15 protein-coding genes and 1 pseudogene are annotated in these 15,086 nt (G+C 71.6%); 7 read left to right on the top strand and 9 right to left on the bottom strand.

The window, feature by feature from the left end; all coding sequences use genetic code 11:
* Positions 1–46 precede the first annotated feature (46 nt).
* Complete coding sequence (locus DQ392_RS10435) at positions 47–1,588, bottom strand: sugar porter family MFS transporter (protein ID WP_114015251.1); 1,542 nt, start codon at positions 1,586–1,588, stop codon at positions 47–49.
* A gap of 38 nt (positions 1,589–1,626) precedes the next feature.
* A complete protein-coding gene (locus DQ392_RS10430; protein ID WP_114015250.1) occupies positions 1,627–2,646 on the bottom strand; it encodes a Gfo/Idh/MocA family protein in 1,020 nt (339 codons plus the stop codon).
* A gap of 309 nt (positions 2,647–2,955) precedes the next feature.
* Here DQ392_RS10430 and DQ392_RS10425 point away from each other — a divergent pair, with 309 nt between their 5' ends.
* Both DQ392_RS10425 and DQ392_RS10420 read left to right on the top strand, forming a co-directional pair.
* Positions 2,956–4,149, top strand: coding sequence for an ROK family transcriptional regulator (locus tag DQ392_RS10425; RefSeq protein WP_114015249.1), 1,194 nt, complete (start codon positions 2,956–2,958; stop codon positions 4,147–4,149).
* 153 nt (positions 4,150–4,302) lie between these two features.
* The gene (locus tag DQ392_RS10420; RefSeq protein ID WP_114015336.1) at positions 4,303–4,905 is read left to right on the top strand and encodes an RNA 2'-phosphotransferase; all 603 of its coding nucleotides are present in this window, start codon (positions 4,303–4,305) and stop codon (positions 4,903–4,905) included.
* A 4-nt stretch (positions 4,906–4,909) separates the two neighbouring features.
* Here the strand turns inward: DQ392_RS10420 and DQ392_RS10415 are convergent.
* Positions 4,910–6,080, bottom strand: a pseudogene (locus DQ392_RS10415) (acyl-CoA dehydrogenase family protein).
* 199 nt (positions 6,081–6,279) lie between these two features.
* Between DQ392_RS10415 and DQ392_RS10410 the strand changes: the two are divergent.
* The 4 genes from DQ392_RS10410 (at position 6,280) to DQ392_RS10400 (ending at position 8,029) form a co-directional block, all read left to right on the top strand.
* Positions 6,280–6,735, top strand: a complete 456-nt coding sequence (locus DQ392_RS10410; RefSeq protein ID WP_245981323.1) for a CoA transferase — start codon at positions 6,280–6,282, stop codon at positions 6,733–6,735.
* Complete coding sequence (locus DQ392_RS35140; RefSeq protein ID WP_245981321.1) at positions 6,629–6,913, top strand: CoA transferase; 285 nt, start codon at positions 6,629–6,631, stop codon at positions 6,911–6,913. Before DQ392_RS10410 ends, DQ392_RS35140 begins: the two co-directional genes overlap by 107 nt.
* Before the next feature lie 260 nt (positions 6,914–7,173).
* On the top strand, positions 7,174–7,698 hold the full coding sequence (locus DQ392_RS10405; protein WP_114015248.1) for a hypothetical protein: 525 nt from the start codon (positions 7,174–7,176) through the stop codon (positions 7,696–7,698).
* A complete protein-coding gene (locus DQ392_RS10400) occupies positions 7,685–8,029 on the top strand; it encodes a winged helix-turn-helix domain-containing protein (protein WP_114015247.1) in 345 nt (114 codons plus the stop codon). The genes DQ392_RS10405 and DQ392_RS10400 overlap by 14 nt, the downstream gene beginning before the upstream one ends.
* A gap of 10 nt (positions 8,030–8,039) precedes the next feature.
* Here DQ392_RS10400 and DQ392_RS10395 read toward each other — a convergent pair whose 3' ends face one another.
* Genes DQ392_RS10395 through DQ392_RS10385 form a run of 3 tightly spaced genes read right to left on the bottom strand, consistent with a single transcriptional unit; the run spans position 8,040 to position 10,587 of the window.
* Positions 8,040–9,032, bottom strand: a complete 993-nt coding sequence (locus DQ392_RS10395; protein ID WP_114015246.1) for an NAD-dependent epimerase/dehydratase family protein — start codon at positions 9,030–9,032, stop codon at positions 8,040–8,042.
* Positions 9,033–9,034: 2 nt separating this feature from the next.
* Positions 9,035–9,919 carry an energy-coupling factor ABC transporter ATP-binding protein gene (locus DQ392_RS10390; RefSeq protein ID WP_114015245.1) on the bottom strand — a complete coding sequence of 295 codons (885 nt, stop codon included), beginning with the start codon at positions 9,917–9,919 and terminating at the stop codon, positions 9,035–9,037.
* Positions 9,916–10,587, bottom strand: coding sequence for an energy-coupling factor ABC transporter ATP-binding protein (locus DQ392_RS10385; protein ID WP_245981319.1), 672 nt, complete (start codon positions 10,585–10,587; stop codon positions 9,916–9,918). Before DQ392_RS10385 ends, DQ392_RS10390 begins: the two co-directional genes overlap by 4 nt.
* Positions 10,588–10,602: 15 nt before the next feature.
* Here DQ392_RS10385 and DQ392_RS35135 point away from each other — a divergent pair, with 15 nt between their 5' ends.
* Positions 10,603–11,127: a hypothetical protein gene (locus DQ392_RS35135; RefSeq protein WP_245981317.1), complete on the top strand. Its 525-nt coding sequence runs from the start codon at positions 10,603–10,605 to the stop codon at positions 11,125–11,127.
* 82 nt (positions 11,128–11,209) lie between these two features.
* Here DQ392_RS35135 and DQ392_RS10375 read toward each other — a convergent pair whose 3' ends face one another.
* From DQ392_RS10375 to xsc, 3 genes are all read right to left on the bottom strand, one after another.
* Complete coding sequence (locus DQ392_RS10375) at positions 11,210–11,902, bottom strand: phosphonatase-like hydrolase (protein ID WP_114015243.1); 693 nt, start codon at positions 11,900–11,902, stop codon at positions 11,210–11,212.
* Positions 11,899–12,948: a phosphate acyltransferase gene (locus tag DQ392_RS10370; protein ID WP_114015242.1), complete on the bottom strand. Its 1,050-nt coding sequence runs from the start codon at positions 12,946–12,948 to the stop codon at positions 11,899–11,901. Before DQ392_RS10370 ends, DQ392_RS10375 begins: the two co-directional genes overlap by 4 nt.
* A 195-nt stretch (positions 12,949–13,143) precedes the next feature.
* Positions 13,144–14,916, bottom strand: a complete 1,773-nt coding sequence (gene xsc, locus DQ392_RS10365) for a sulfoacetaldehyde acetyltransferase (protein ID WP_114015241.1) — start codon at positions 14,914–14,916, stop codon at positions 13,144–13,146.
* Positions 14,917–15,086 lie beyond the last annotated feature (170 nt).

Here is a 15,086-nt window from a genome sequence, read left to right as displayed (position 1 = left end):
CCCGCCGCTGTGCGGCGGCGCGGGCGTCGCACCGTCACGGCCGGTCTCACCCCGCACGGCTCCACGTCGCCTTGTTGTCCCAGTAGCCGCGGATCTCCTCCAGGGAGCGGCCCTTGGTCTCGGGCGCCATGCGGTACAGGAAGACCAGAGCGAGCGCGGAGAGGACGGCGAACGCGCCGAACGCGGTCGACCCGCCGAACGCCGCGAGGACGTTGGGGAAGGCGAAGGTGGCGATCAGGTTGGCCGCGAAGTCGGACAGGAGCAGCGCGCCGGCTCCCACACTGCGCAGGCGGGCCGGGAACGCCTCGCCCGTGTAGACCCAGATCAGGGAGCCGATGCCGAAGTAGAAGCCCAGGTAGAACAGCCCGATGGCGGCGGTGGCCACGTACCCGGTGCCGGTGGAGATGCGGTCCTGTGCGAAGACGAAGGCCATCACCGTGTGTCCCACCACCATGGCGGCCGTCCCCACGATCAGCGGCGGGCGCCTGCCCCAGCGGTCCACCACCGCCATCGAGAGCACCACCCCCACAGCGGCGACGACCTGCACGAGTGTGGAGGCCAGGATGCTGTCGGCGCCGTCGCCGAAGCCGGCCTTGGCGAAGATGGTCGGGCTGAAGTAGAGGATGGTGTTGTTGCCGGTGATCTGGACGGCGAACCCGAACGCGATGACGAAGAAGGTGGGCCGGGCGTACCGCTTGGCGAATATCTCCCGGAAGCGGCCGTGTTCGCTCTCCGCCAGGTCCGCCTCGATGGCGGTCAGCCGTGCCGGGGCGTCCGCGTCGGGGTCGAGCCGCCGCAGTGTCTCCAAGGCGCGCTCCCGCATGCCCCTCATGGCGTACCACCGGGGGCTGTCGGGGAAGCGCAGCAGGGCGAGGAAGACCACCCCGGCCGGGGCCGCGGCCAGGCCGAGCACCGCCTCCCAGGATTCGGTGCCGGAGAGCGCCCAGGCCGTGAGCAGGGAGATGATCACGCCTGCGCAGGTGAAGAACTGGAAGGCGGTGCCCAGCCGGCCGCGGTTCTCCTCGGAGGCGAACTCGGAGATGAAGACGGGGGCGACGACAGTGGCCAGTCCGACCGTCACTCCGAGCAGGAGCCGCACCACGGTCAGCCACCACAGCCCCAGCGGGACGGCGCTCAGTCCAGCGAAGGCCATGAAGCCGAAGGCCACGGCGAGCATCGCGCGGCGCCTGCCCAGTTCGTTGGCGACCCGGGGGCCGACCGCCGCGCCCACGAGGCTGCCGACCACGACGATCGAGGTGATCACCGAGGTCCACAGGGTCGTCAGCTGGTAGTCGCTCTCCAGGAAGACCAGCGCGCCCGAGATGGACCCGGTGTCGTATCCGTAGATGAGGCCGATGGCCGAGGCGACGACGGCGACCTTCGTGCCGAGGCTTCGCCGCTCGGGCGCCGGCGTCGTGGACGTCTCCCGCTCCGGCCCGTGCGCGGACCGGTGCGACGCCTGTCGCGTCTCCCCTTCCCGCCCCGCGTCGCCGCGCTCCTCGCCGATGGTGGCGCCCGCGCCGGAACCACCGGCCCCGGTGACCGGTTCCTGTTCCGCTGCGCCGCCCGCCGATCCGGTGCCCGCCATGTTCCGCTCCTCCCTGTGCCCAGTAGGTGCCGCCCTGTTCAGGCGGCGTGCGTGCCCGGCCGTACGGTGCCGCCTGTCGACAGCGACTCGTGCACGGCGAGGACCACGTCGGTGACCGCACGCCCGTCCCGCAGGCCGGGGCCGACGGGGCGGCCCTCGTTCAGGCAGGAGACGAAGTGCTGCACCATCCACGTGGGCGGCCCCTGCAGCCTTCCGTCGATCTCGTCCCCGAGCAGGCCGGGGAAGCGGAGCCCGTCCTCAGCCGCGTGCCGGACACCCTGCTCGTGGAGGTCCACCTGGACCGCGGAGCGGTCGCCGACGGCCTGCAACCGGAAGTCGACGATGGAGGGCATGCTGTCGGGCAGCACCCAGGTGGACGTCAGATTGGCCGTGGTGCCGTCGTCGAAGGTGAGCAGGGCGTGCACGACGTCCCAGGTGTCCACACCCCGGGCCGCGAGCTGCCCTCGGGAGCCCCGCGCGTCCACCGAGGCGACCGTGCGGCCGTTCACCCACGTCGCCACATCGACCGTGTGACTCATCAGGAACCACGCGGGTGAGGAGCGTGCGGCCCAGGAGAGCATCCTGGTGGGGACGTACCAGGTGTTGCTGAGCAGGATGTTCTGGGTGAGGACCTGGCCGAGCTCTCCGGCGGCGGCGGTCTCCCGGATGCGGCGGACGGCTGGGTTCCAGCGGTTCTCGAAGCCCACCATGCACTCCACCCCCGCTTTCCGTACGGCGGCCTCGATGGCGGCGGCGTCCTGGGTGGTCGTCGCGAGCGGCTTCTCGATCAGCAGGTGGAGGCCGCGTTCCGCCGCGTCCACCGCCGGGTCCCGGTGGGCGAAGTCGGGCGTCGCCACGATGACGGCGTCGAGGTCGACCTCCTGGAGCATCTTCCGGTGGTCGGTGTAGGCGGCGAGGCCGAAGGTGTCGGCCGTTCGCTGCGCGGTGGCCTGCGACAGGTCGCTCACCGCACGGACGTCGGCGCCGGGAAAGTGCTGGAGCGACTTCGCGTACATGTGGCCGCGTATGCCGCCGCCGATGATGCCGATCTTCTGCATGGGGACCTCGCCGTCAACGTGGGGCCGCGGCCTGCCGCTCGCGAGAGGGCGGCGGCTGCCGGCCCGGCCGATCAAGTAAGTTCACACTGCGTACTAACCTCGCCGAGCGTCAAGGGGTGCGGAGGATCGAATTCCTCCCGTGCATCTCGTCGCCAAGGCGAATGAACGCAGGGCCTCCCGGCAGGTGACGTACCTGTGGCAGAGTGAGTGAGCTGACGTCGAGCGGTGAGGTTAGTACGCGAGGCGTCGTAACCCGACAGTGAGGATCACCGCTCCGACAGGCGTTGCGGTCCTCGGGAAAGGCAGGCCGTGAACCGGGTCCGGATACTCCAGTCGCTCTACGACTTCGGTCCGCTCTCCCGCGCCGAACTGGCCCGGGTCACCGGCCTGTCCCGCAGCGCCCTGACGGTCATCGTCGAGGAGCTCGTCCGTCAGGGTCTGCTCACGCAGGAGGCGGCGCGGCCCAGCAGCCCCGCCGGCGGCAAACCTGCCCGCCCGCTGTGGTTCGCGCCCGACTCACCCCCCTTGATCGGGGTCCACCTGCTGCCGGGGCGCGTGGAGGCGGCGCTGGTCAGCGCCGGCGGGAAGGTGCTCACCAAGGCCGAACGCCTCTTCAGCGCGGAGCCGGACGCCAAGGCGGCTGTCGAGGCGCTCGTGAGCGCGACGGCGGAAGTGGCCGGCGCCGCCTCGACCACCCCGCTGGGCGTCGGCGTCGCGGTGGGCGGGATGGTGGACTCGGACACGGGAACCGTGGTCAAGGTCGCCCTCGCGCCCGAGCTCGACGGCCTGCCCGTCGGGCGGACGCTCCAGGACCGGCTCAGCATGGACCTCGTGTGCGTCGACATGCACCCGCGCGCCCAGGCGTTGGGCGACCGGTGGTTCGGCCAGGGGCGCGGACGCAGCCACTTCGCGTCCGTCTACACCGGAGAGGCACTCGGCGTCGGCCTCGTCCTCGGCGGTGACGTGCACCGGGGGCCGGCCGGTGCGGGCGGCGAGGTCGGGCACAGCATCGTCCAGGTCGACGGTGAGCCCTGCCACTGCGGCCAGCGGGGCTGCTGGGAGACTCTCGCCAGCCACTCCTGGCTCCGCGCACAGGCGGCGAACCGAGGTCTGCCGGGGGCCACGACTCTGGGCGCGGGTGCGCTCTCCCGCCTCGCCGCCGCACGCGTACCGGACGCGGCGGAACTGCTCGGCGAGTGGGCGGACAACCTCGCCGTCGGCCTGGTGAACCTCCACCAGGTGTTCGCGCCGGGGCTGTTCATTCTTCACGGGGACACCGTCGCCGGTGGCGAGGAACTGCGGAGCCGTATCGAGCGCGCTCTGCACTCCCGCATCCCGCCCCACCCCGGCGGGCCGCCCCAGGTGGCGTTCACCGCGCTGGAGGACCAGGCCACGCTGCTGGGCGCGGCAGGTCTCGTCCTCTCCCGCCACTTCAACACCCCCGGACCGACTCCCCCGCGGCACACCCCACCTGAGGAGCGCACGCGGCACGCCATGCCTTAGGGAGCGCACGCGGCACGCCAACGCCTTGGGAGCGCACGCGGCACGCCGCTCCCCGAACGCCCGCGCACGACGCCTGTGGGCAGGACGCGAGGTCGGCCTCGGCCCTCAGAGAGCGGCAAATACGGGTGCGCCTGCCGGGTTGCGTCCTGCACCCTGGAAGCCCATGAAGAACAACCCCCAGGACAGACGGCGCGACGCGCGCCAGTACGCGTCTCCAAGTATCTGGCCCGCCATCTGCGTCACGACCCTGAGCGCATCGGGCTCGTGCTGGACGCGGGCGGATGGGCTCGCACCGACGAACTCCTCGCTGCGTCCGCCGCGCACGGCTTCCCCCTCACACGGGCCGAACTGGAAGCCACGGTCGCCGACAACGACAAGCAGCGCTACGCGTTCTCCGCCGACGGTACGCGTATCCGCGCGAACCAGGGACACACGGTCGCCGTCGACTTGGGCCTGCCCGCGTCGCCGCCCCCGCCCGCGCTGTTCCACGGAACCACTCCCCGCTTCCTCGCCGCCATCCGTGACGAGGGGCTGCGGCCGATGGCCCGGCACGCGGTGCATCTGTCGTCCGACCGGGAGACCGCGGCCCGCGTGGGTGCCCGCCGCGGCAGGGCCGTCGTGCTGACAGTCGCCGCCGGCCTCATGCACGAGCGGGGCCACACCTTCCAGCACAGTGCCAACGGCGTGTGGCTCACCGACTCCGTTCCGGCGCGCTACCTCGCCTTCCCCGGCCGGCATGGGGAACGGCGCCCTTAGCGGCTCACCCGAGGTTTCTGGCGACGACGAGCCGCTGGATCTGGTGGGTGCCTTCGTGGATCTGCGTGATCTTCGCGTCCCGCATCATCCGCTCCGCGGGGAAGTCCTTGGTGTACCCGTAGCCGCCGAGGAGTTGCACCGCGTCGGTCGTCACCGCCATGGCAGCGTCCGAGGCGAGGCACTTGGCCGCCGCCCCGAAGTACGTCAGGTCACGCGCACGCGCGGTGCTGCGAGCCGCGGCGGCGTAGACCATCTGGCGGGCCGACTCCACCCGCATCGCCATGTCGGCGAGCATGAACTGCACGCCCTGGAAGTCGGCGAGCGCCTGCCCGAACTGGCGTCGCTCCCGCACGTAGGACACGGCGGTGTCGAGCGCGCCCTGGGCGATTCCGAGCGCTTGGGCGCCGACCGAGACCCTGGTGTGGTCCAACGTGCCCAGGGCGAGGTGCAGCCCCCTGCCCCGCTGCCCGAGCAGCCGGTCGGCGGGGATGCGGCAGTCGTCGAAGTAGACCTCACGTGTGACCGACCCCTTGAGACCCATCTTGCGTTCCGGCTCGCCGTAGTTGAGGCCCGGGTCCTCGGCGTGGACGACGAACGCCGAGATGGAGCGGGAGCCGGCCCCGGGGTCGGTGACGGCGAAGACGATCAGGTAGCGGGCGACGCCGGCTGAGGTGATCCAGGTCTTGACCCCCTCCAGAGCCCAGCCGCCCTCCTCGGTCGCCGTCGCGCGGCAGCGCATCGCCGCGATGTCGCTGCCCGCCTCCCGCTCGCTGAGGGCGTAGGCCATCAGGGCGTCGCCCGCGGCCACTTCGGGGAGGTAACGGCGCCGCTGCGGCTCCGTGCCTTCCAGCAGCAGCGGTGTCACCCCCAGCTTGTTGGAGGTCTGGATGGTGGAGGTGGACGCGCACACCCGGGCGACCTCCTCCACGGCGATGGCGGCGGCGAGCGAGTCGGCACCGTCGCCCCCGTACTCCTCAGGGATCCCTGGCGCGTGCAGATCGGCGGCGACGAGCGTCTCGTGGTTGTCGTGCGGGAACTCCCCCGCGGCGTCGACCTGTGCCGCCCGGGGGCCGAGCTTCTTCTCCGCGACGGTACGGGCGGGCCGCGGCCCGGAACTCCTCGTACACCTCGGGCAGCAGGTAGGGCGTGGACGTACTGAGAGCGTCTTGCGTCATGGCGGGCTCCTTCGCTGCCGGTTGCGGACAACGGTGTGCCCGCTCATTGGGGCGCACGACGGGGGCCGGGGCCAATGTGCGAGTGCACGAGGATCGGCCGCGTCTTCGTGCGGGCGCACGTCGACGCCGCCCCGGGCGCGTCCGTACGTTCCCTCTGCCGCCGCCTCGCGGCTCCTCCCCCGGACCGAAAGGCCACCTGATGAACGTCTTCACCGGACTGCGTGTCCTCGACCTCAGCCGAGTCCTGGCCGGCCCGTACTGCACAGCGCTGCTGGCCGACCGGGGCGCCGACGTGGTGAAGGTCGAGCCGCCAGGCGGCGACGACGCCCGCCGCCTGGGCCCTTTCAGGGACGGGGAGAGCGTGTACTTCGCCCAGCTCAACCGCGGGGAGCGCAGTATCGTCCTCGACCTGAAGAAGGCCGACGTCCTGGTGGAGAACTTCCGCCCGGGTGTCACCCGGCGTCTCGGCATCGACCACGCCGCGCTCGGCGCCGCCAACCCCGCGTCTGGTCTACGCGAGCATCTCCGGTTTCGGTCAGACGGGCCCGATGCGCGAGTACCCCGCCTACGACCTGATCGTGCAGGCGATGTCCGGGCTCATGGCGGCGACCGGCACACCGGATCGGCCGGTCGACGGCCCGGCAGTGACTGGTGAGGGCGCGCAGCCCCAGAGCGGACTCGGCCAGGAGGCCGGACACGGTCACGGACACCTGCCGATTGTGCCCCAGGCCGGGAGCCCCCGGACGAAGCCCCGCCCGGCACACGCCGTGAGGCGCGGGCCCTGGCCGAACTGGGCGGCTTCCGCACCGGCAGGCCACGTCGCCTTCAGGTGACCTCGAGGTCGGCCCTCACGCCCATGCCGGCGCCGGTCCGCACCAGGTCGAGACGGTGTCGTCGCGGATGAGGCGCACGCCGGCCAGGCCGCGCCGCCCAGCCGGCCGCGGACGTCCGCGGTCTCCGCGAGCCGCCCGGTGCGGTCACCGGACCCCGCGCCCGGGCCGCGGGGCACCCTCGCCCCTTGACCTCTCTCCGCGAGGCAACTACTTTCCTGTCAGGAAAGTGATTCCGCCCGGGAAAGTTTGGGAGGCTCCCGATGACAGACCGTCCTACCCCCGCCGAGGCTGCCCGCGCGCTGGAGGAGGCCGAGCACCGCAAGGACCAGGTCTTCTCCTCGGTGCGGGAATCCCGGTGGGTCGCGGTGGTGTTCGGGACCGGGCTGTTCGTGTGCCTCGCGGCGCCGGACTTCTTCGGCTCCGAGGCGACGCAGTGGACCTCCCCGCTCCTCGCTGTGCTGTCCGTGACCTACGCGGTCATGCTCAACACGCGGCGCGGCTCGGCGCTGCTGGGCCGGCCCACGCGGCTGCGCAGGGCGGAGATCTCACCGCGGTTCGCCACCGTTACGCGAGTGGTCCTGCTGGTGCTCCTGGCGGCCGGCATCGCGGCCGCCTTCCTCCCGCGCCCGGACCTGCCCCTGCCCTACTGGCGGACGGTTGCGGGCGCGCTGCTCGGCGGCTTCCTGATCGTCTTCGGTCACCGGGCCGAGCAGGCGCTGCTCTCCTTCGCCCGCCGGGGCAGGACCGAAGGGAACGGTGTGGGCTGGGTTCATGGCTCCCGCTGACTTCGACCCCGTGCTCCTCGACCCGACGCGGCTGTCGATCGTCTCGCTGCTCTCCGGTCTCCAGTGGGCCGAGTTCGCCTGGGTCCGGGAATCGGTGGGCCTGTCGGCCTCCGCCCTCTCCAAGCAGATCACCACGCTCGGCAACCACGGCTACGTCGACGTCGACAAGGGCTACGTCGGGAAGCGCCCCCGCACCTGGCTGAATCTGAGCGAAGAGGGGCGGGCCGCGCTGGAGACCCACCTCGCGGCGCTCCAGCGGGTCGTCGAAGACTCCCGGCGGGCTGCGGGCACCTACCAGGCGAAGGACGAGAGGCCACTGGGCCACGGTTGAGGGGCCGCCGTCACCGGTCGTCGGCGAAGACGTCGGGGTGCTGCCTCGCCCACGCCAGGTACTCGTCGGCCTGCTCTGCGAGGGCAGCGGGTTTCCACGACAGCTCGTCCCGGGCGCGGTCGGCCGCGTAGACACCGTTCTTGCCGAACTCGGCGGTGGGGTCCATGTCGGCGTCGGCGTGCTCGGCGGGGACCGTGCGGGCCTCGACGCCGAAGAGCGCCAGGAGGTCGGCGACGGTCGTGCGGGTGCCGCTGGAGAGGTTGTAGGTCCGGCTGCCTTCGCCCTCTTCCCCGGCGAGCCGGCTCAGAGCCCGGGCGGCGTGGGTGGCGCTGAGCCAGTCGCCACCCGCCTCGAGGGTCCGTTCCGTCAACGCGACCTTACGGCCGCGTACCGCTGCCGCCGCGAGATGATACGGCAGGGACATGACCGCGCGGCCGGAGCTCGGCCGCTCCATGGGGCCGAACATCTTGGTCAGGCGCGCGACGGGCACCTGGAGCCCGTACAACTCGCTGAACCGTTGCGCGACGAGTTCGCCGGCCACCTTGGTGACGCCGTACATCTCGTCGGGTGCCGGTGGCGTCTCCTCGGTGAGCAGCCGCTGCGGGCAGCTCCCATAGACGGCACCGCTGCTGACGAGGAGCACGCGCCGCACGGTGCCGGTGCGCCGCGCGGCGTCGAGGATGTGCGTCGTACCGGTGATGTTCACGCGGACGAAGCGCTCGGGATCGCGGCGCTCGGTCTGCGCGTCGTGCGTGACGGTGGCACCGTGGACGATCACGTCGGGTGCGCCGGCCGCGACCGTGTCCGTCACCGCCGCACTGTCGGTGACGTCTGTGCGCACATAGCTCACGCGCTCCGCGTACCCGCCGAGGTGCCGGGTGAGGACGTCGTCGGCCTCGTGCAGGTCCAGTGCGGTGACGAAGGCGTCGGGGTCGGCGGTGAGCAGTTCCTTGACCAGGACGCTCATGACGAAGCCCCGGGCTCCGGTGACCAGATAGTGCATGTTCACTCGACCTCGCCGATCTGGGAGACAGTGGTGCGGGAGCCCGCGGGCAGCAGTGCGTCGCGCATGGAACGGACGGCCTGGTCGACCGTCAGGGCACCGGGCAGACCGATCTCGGCCGCGAGTACGGCGGCCTGCGGTGGCCGGATGTTGGTCTCCTGGAGCACTTCGCGTTGCGAGAAGACCTCGGCCGGTGTCCCGTCGGCGAGGACGTGTCCCTGGCGCATCGCGATGACGCGGGTGGCGTACTCGGCGACCAGCGCCATGTCGTGGGAGATGATGACGACCGTGCGGCCCTGGGCGTGGTGGTGGGCGAGCGAGTCGAGGATCTTGCGTGACTCGGCCCGGTCCTGGCCCGTGGTGGGTTCGTCGACGACGACGACGTCACACCCCATGACCAGGGTCGAAGCGATGGCGAGGCGTTGGCGCTCGCCGCGCGAGAGGTGGATCGGGTTGACTTCCGCGCGCCCCTCCAACCCGACCAGTTCCAGGGTCTCGGACACCTGGTGCACGAGCGCGGCCGGGTCGGCGCCGAGGTTGCGCGGACCGAATTGGAGTTCCTCTCGGCAGGTGTCGTGGAAGATCTGCCGGTCGGGGTTCTGGAAGACGTATCCGACGGTCGCGGCGAGGTGGTGCAGCCGCGAGCCGCGCGTGTCGATGGTCCTGCCGTCCCCCGTGTGCAGGCGGACGGCACCGCCGGAGTTGGTCGGCCGGAGCAAGCCGTTGAAGTGTTTGGCCAAAGTGGTCTTGCCTGAGCCGTTCTTGCCGATGATCGCGACGAACTCGCCACGGCCGATGGTCAGGTCCACCCCTGCCAGGGCCTTGGTGTTCCCTTTGTAGGTGTGCTCTACGTCGGCGACCTCGATGACGGCGTCCGGGTGGCTCATGTGCGGTTCCTGTCGCTGTGCGGGGCGTTCGTCATCGCTTCCCAGGCCGTTACGGCCGCGGGGACGGACAGGGGCAGCTCGGTGTCCCAGTGACCCAGTTCCCTCAGCCGCAGGGCGATGTCCAGTACCTGGGGCCTGTCGGGGGCGGCGGTGCCCATGAGGACCTCGCGCGGGGTGCCGGCCGCCTCGATCCGGCCCTGGCGCATGGCGATGAGGCGGTCGGCGTACACGGCGAGCTCCTCGACCTTGTGCTCGACGACGAGGACGGTGACACCCTCGTCGGCGAGCACGCGGATGGCGTTCATGACGCCTTCGGTGCCGGCGGGGTCGAGCTCCGAGGTGGGTTCGTCGAGCAGCATGATCCGCGGGTTGAGGCAGAAGACCGAGGCGACGACGACGCGTTGCTTCTCCCCGCCGGAGAGCGCGTGCGTGAACCTGTCGAGGAGGTCGCCGATGCCGAAGAGTTCGGCGGCCCGGCGCAGGCGCCGTTCGATCTGCGGTACCGGGACGCCCCGGTTCTCCATGCCCCAGACCAACTCCTCCCGCACCACGGTGTTGACCAGTTGCACCTCAGGGTCCTGCATGACGAGGCCGATGGTCTCCGTGATGTCGGACAGGCCCGCGAAGTCGGTCAGCGGACGTGAGAAGACGGCGATGTCACCGCGCATGGCGGCGCCGTCCTCGTGCCGGGGTATGACACCGAGGTGTGCGGCCGGCCGCCCCTCGGCTGGTACACGGGGCGCAACAGCGAGAACACCCGCCGCCTGATCGTCGAGCACGGAGGTTTCCTCTATGACTCGGACTCCTTCAGCGACGACCTGCCGTACTGGGTCGACGTCGACGGCACCGCGCAGCTCGTCGTCCCGTACACCCTCGACAACAACGACGGGCGGTACGTCAATACCTACGGTTTCCAGTCCGAGTCCTTCTCCGCGTATCTCACGCGCGCCCTCGAACTCCTTCTGGAGGAGGGCGCGGAGCGTCCCCGCATGATGAGTGTCGGTCTGCACCTGAGGATCAGCGGACGGCCAGGCCGCGCCGCCGACCTGCGGCGGTTCCTGGACCTGGTGGCCCAGCACCCCGACGTGTGGGTGACACGCCGTGTGGACATCGCCCGCCACTGGCGCACCGTCCACCCCGCCTCCCAGTGGCTGCCGCAGTCCGTTGATCCGCTGGCTCAGGACGGCAGTGCGAAGGACCGGCCCTGACACTCACCTCGCCCCGTACCCGCACGGTGGGCGCGGTGCCCGCGCCCGCTCGGCGGCGACCGCGCGTCAGGGCCGGCGCGCGTCAGGCGGCACGGGCGGTCGCGTCGATCAGCGCGGGCAGTGCGGCCACCGAGTCGAGCACCTGGTCGGCGCCCGCGGCGCGCAGGGACTGCGCGCTGTGCCCGCCCGTCAGCACACCCGCCACCAGTCCTGCTCCGGCGGCGCGGCCGGCTCGCATGTCGTAGGGGGTGTCTCCGACGACCCCGACGGAGTCCACCGAAGGGGCTCCCGTGCGCAGCAGCGCCGTCAGCACCATGTCGGGGTAGGGCCTGCCACGGCCCGCGTCGGCGGGAGACAGCACCGCGTCGGCGAGATCGCTCCAGCCGAGGGAGGCGAGGAGATCGTCGCGGGTGCGGGGCGAGAAGCCGGTGTTGAGGACGACGGCGCAACCGTGTGCCCTGAGCGACTCGATGGCCTGCCGCGCGCCCGGCAGCGCGGAGCAGCGGCCCGACGCGACCATCTGCGCGTACGCTTCCTCGAAGGCGGTGTTGGCCCGTTGGGCGGTGTCCTCGTCACCGTCGAAGAGGTGCCGGAAGACGGAGACCTTGGACTCCCCCATGGTGTCGCGGACGTAGCGCATCATGGCGTCGTGGCGGGGGCCGCCTTGGTGTACGCCTTCGCGGGAGAGCGCGTGGAGGAAGGCGTCCTCGACGATTCCGTCGTCCGACACCGTCGTACCGGCGAGGTCGAGCACGGCGAGGCTGAGGGTGGTCATGGTGTCTCCTGCGCGGTGGTGAGGGCCTGCACGCCGCCGGCGAGGGCGAGGGCGGCGATGTCCGATCCGGTGCACCCGCGCGAGAGGTCGTGCAGGGGTGCGGCGAGCCCTTGGAGGAACGGGCCGATCGCGGCACAGCCGCCGACGCGCTGGGCGACCTTGTAGCCGATGTTGCCCGCTTCGAGGGAGGGGAAGACGAAGGTGTTCGCGCGCCCTGCGACGGGCGAGCCGGGTGCTTTGGCCGCGCCGACGTCGGGGTCGGCGGCCGCGTCGTACTGGAGGTCGCCGTCGACGGGCAGCTCCGGGGCGGCCGCGCGCAGCACCGACAGGGCTTCCCGCACCACGTCGACGCGCGGGTGTGCCGCGCTGCCACGTGTGGAGAAGGACAGCAGCGCGGCCCTCGCCTCGTCGCCGGTGAGGGTGCGGTGCGTGGCGGCCGCGGCGCGGGCGATGTCGGCGAGCTGCCCGGCGTCCGGGTCCACGACGACGGCGCAGTCCGCGTAGGTGAGTGCGTCGCCGTCGGGCCGCAGCATCAGGAAACTGCTGGAGAGGGTGCGGATGCCGGGCGCCAGGCCGACGACGCGCAGTCCGGCGCGCAGCACGTCGGCTGTGGGGCGGTTGCTGCCCGCCACGCACACGTCCACGTCGTTGCGGCGCAGCGCGGCGGCGGTGAGGAAGAGGGGGTCGTCGAGGACCTGGGCGGCGAGGCGCGGCCTTTCCTCGAGCAGCGCCGCGAGGGTGTCGGTGTAGCGGGAGGGTCGCAGGATCTCCAGCCGCGTGGGGTCCTCGGGCAGCTTGAGGCCGAGGTCGGCGGCGCGGTCCCGGACGGCGGCCGGATCTTCTGCGACGAGGACGGGTGTGACGGCCTGCTCCTGGGCGAGGCGGGCCGCTGCCCACAGGACTCGCGGGTCCGTTCCCTCGACGAGCGCCACGCGGGGTCTGCGCGCGGCGCCTTCGAGCTGCGTCGCCCACCTCTGTGTCAGCCGCCTGACGGCGGGCCCGGCGGCGCCGGGAAACGGGAGGGGATCGTGCGGTTCGACGAGCATGAGCGCTCCCGGTGGGTGGTGACGGGCATCAGTGCTCCGGGGAGGGGTGGCCGTGGGCCGGGGAAGGGAGGGCCCGGTGAGGGTGGTGCCCGCCCTTCCCCGCCCTGCCCGCCCCGGCCGGTGCCCGCCCCGGGCGGGCAGGGCGGGCACCGGCCGGGGGCCTCGGGCCCCGGCCGGCCGGATACGGGCCGGCTCCTACACGTAGTCCTGGTACTTCTCCAGGAAGCGGACGGGCTTTTGGAGCGCGTCGCGGCGGAAGGGGTCGCCCAGCTCCCGGGTGCACATGATCTCGAGGACCGTCGTCCTGCCCTCGTTCATCTGCCGGTCCACGGCACGCCGCAGCGCGGGGCCGACGTCCTCCAGCTTGTCGACGACGATGCCGTCGGCGCCCATGGCCTGGCCGATGCCCGCGAAGCTCTCGCTCTCCAGCTCGCCGGCGACGAAGCGCCTGTCGTAGAAGTCGACCTGGTTCTTCTTCTCCGCGCCCCACTGGCGGTTGTGGAAGACGACGGCGGTGACGGGGATGTCGTGGCGGACAGCCGTCATGATCTCGCCCATGCTCATGCCCCAGGCGCCGTCACCCGCGTAGGCGATGGCGGGCCGGTCCATGGCCGCGGCCTTGGCGCCGATGATGGTGGGCAGCGCGTAGCCGCAGTTGCCGAAGCTCATCGGGGCGAAGAAGCTGCGGGGTTCCTCGAACCGCAGGTAGCTGTGGGCGACCGAGTTGATGTTGCCGATGTCCGTGGAGACCATGACCCGCTCGGGCATGGCCTTCTCCAGTTCGCGGAGCACCTGCCTGGGGTGCAGCCAGTCGCCCTCCTCCGCGTCCTGTTCGGCGATCATGTCGAGGCTGTAGGGGTCGCGTTCGTGGGTCCACTCGCTCAGCTCTGTCTCCCAGGCCGCCTTCTCCTCGGCGGTCTCGGCGGCGCGGCGCTCGCGTGTGGCGTCGCAGGCGAGGGTCTTGCCCGCCAGGCGCCGCGTCAGGGCCTCGGCGGCGTCGGCGGCGTCGCCGCAGATGCCCACGGTGATCTTCTTGACCAGGCCGAGCATCGTGTGGTCGGCGTCGATCTGGATGATCTTCGCGTTCTTGGGCCAGTAGTCCATGCCGTGCTGCGGCAGGGTGCCGAAGGGGCCGAGCCGGGTGCCGAGGGCCACCACGACGTCGGCCCGGGAGATGAGCTTCATCGCGGCCTTGGAGCCCTGGTAGCCGAGCGGGCCGCACCACTGGGGGTGGCTCGCCGGGAAGGAGTCGTTGTGCTGGTAGCTGTTGACGACGGGGGCGCCCAGCCGTTCGGCGAGTGCCTTGCACTGCTCGACGCCGTCGGCCATGACGACACCGCCGCCGGAGATGATGACGGGGAACTCGGCGGTGGCCAGGAGTTCGGCGGCCTCGTTCAGGCTGCGTTCGCCGCCGGCACCCCGGTCGACGCGCATCGGCTCTGGGATCTCGGTCTCGATCTCCCCGTAGAAGTGGTCGCGGGGGATGTTGAGCTGGGTGGGGCCGATCTCGGACATGGCGCGGTCGAAGGCGCGTGCGGTGAACTCAGCCATCCGGCGCGGGTTGTTGACGTGCGCCTGGTACTTGGTGAACTCCTGGAACATGGGCAGCTGGTGGGCTTCCTGGAAGCCGCCCAGGCCCATGCCCATGGTGCCCGCTTCCGGCGTGATCATCACGACGGGGCTGTGTGCCCAGTAGGCGGCGGCCACAGCGGTGACGCAGTTGCTGATCCCCGGGCCGTTCTGGCCGATGACGACGCCGTGCCGGCCGCTGACGCGGGCGTATCCGTCGGCCATGTGCGCCGCGCCCTGCTCGTGGACGACGGGGACCAGACGTATGCCCGCGGGCGCGAAGATGTCCATCGCGTCCATGAACGCCGAGCCCATGATGCCGAAGATATCGGTCACGCCGTTGGCGGCCAGTGTCTCGACGAAGGCTTCGGAGGGGGTCATCTTCTGTTGCTCGCTCATGGTCCAGCTCCTTCACTTCCAGTGCGGCACGCGTGAGCGGTCCGGCGGCACGCGTGAGCGGTCCGGTCCGCTCGTGGGGCAGAGGGGTCGGGCCCCGGGAGAACACGGCAACTCGCCGCGACAGTCGAGAAATCGGTACGTTGCGTTCCTGAATCCGGGATCGCACTGGA

The sequence above is a fragment of the Streptomyces reniochalinae genome (genome assembly GCF_003323735.1).
Classification (GTDB): Bacteria; Actinomycetota; Actinomycetes; order Streptomycetales; family Streptomycetaceae; genus Streptomyces; species Streptomyces reniochalinae.
Note: the sequence above shows the minus strand (reverse complement) of the source record. Positions and strands in the feature narration are given on the sequence as shown.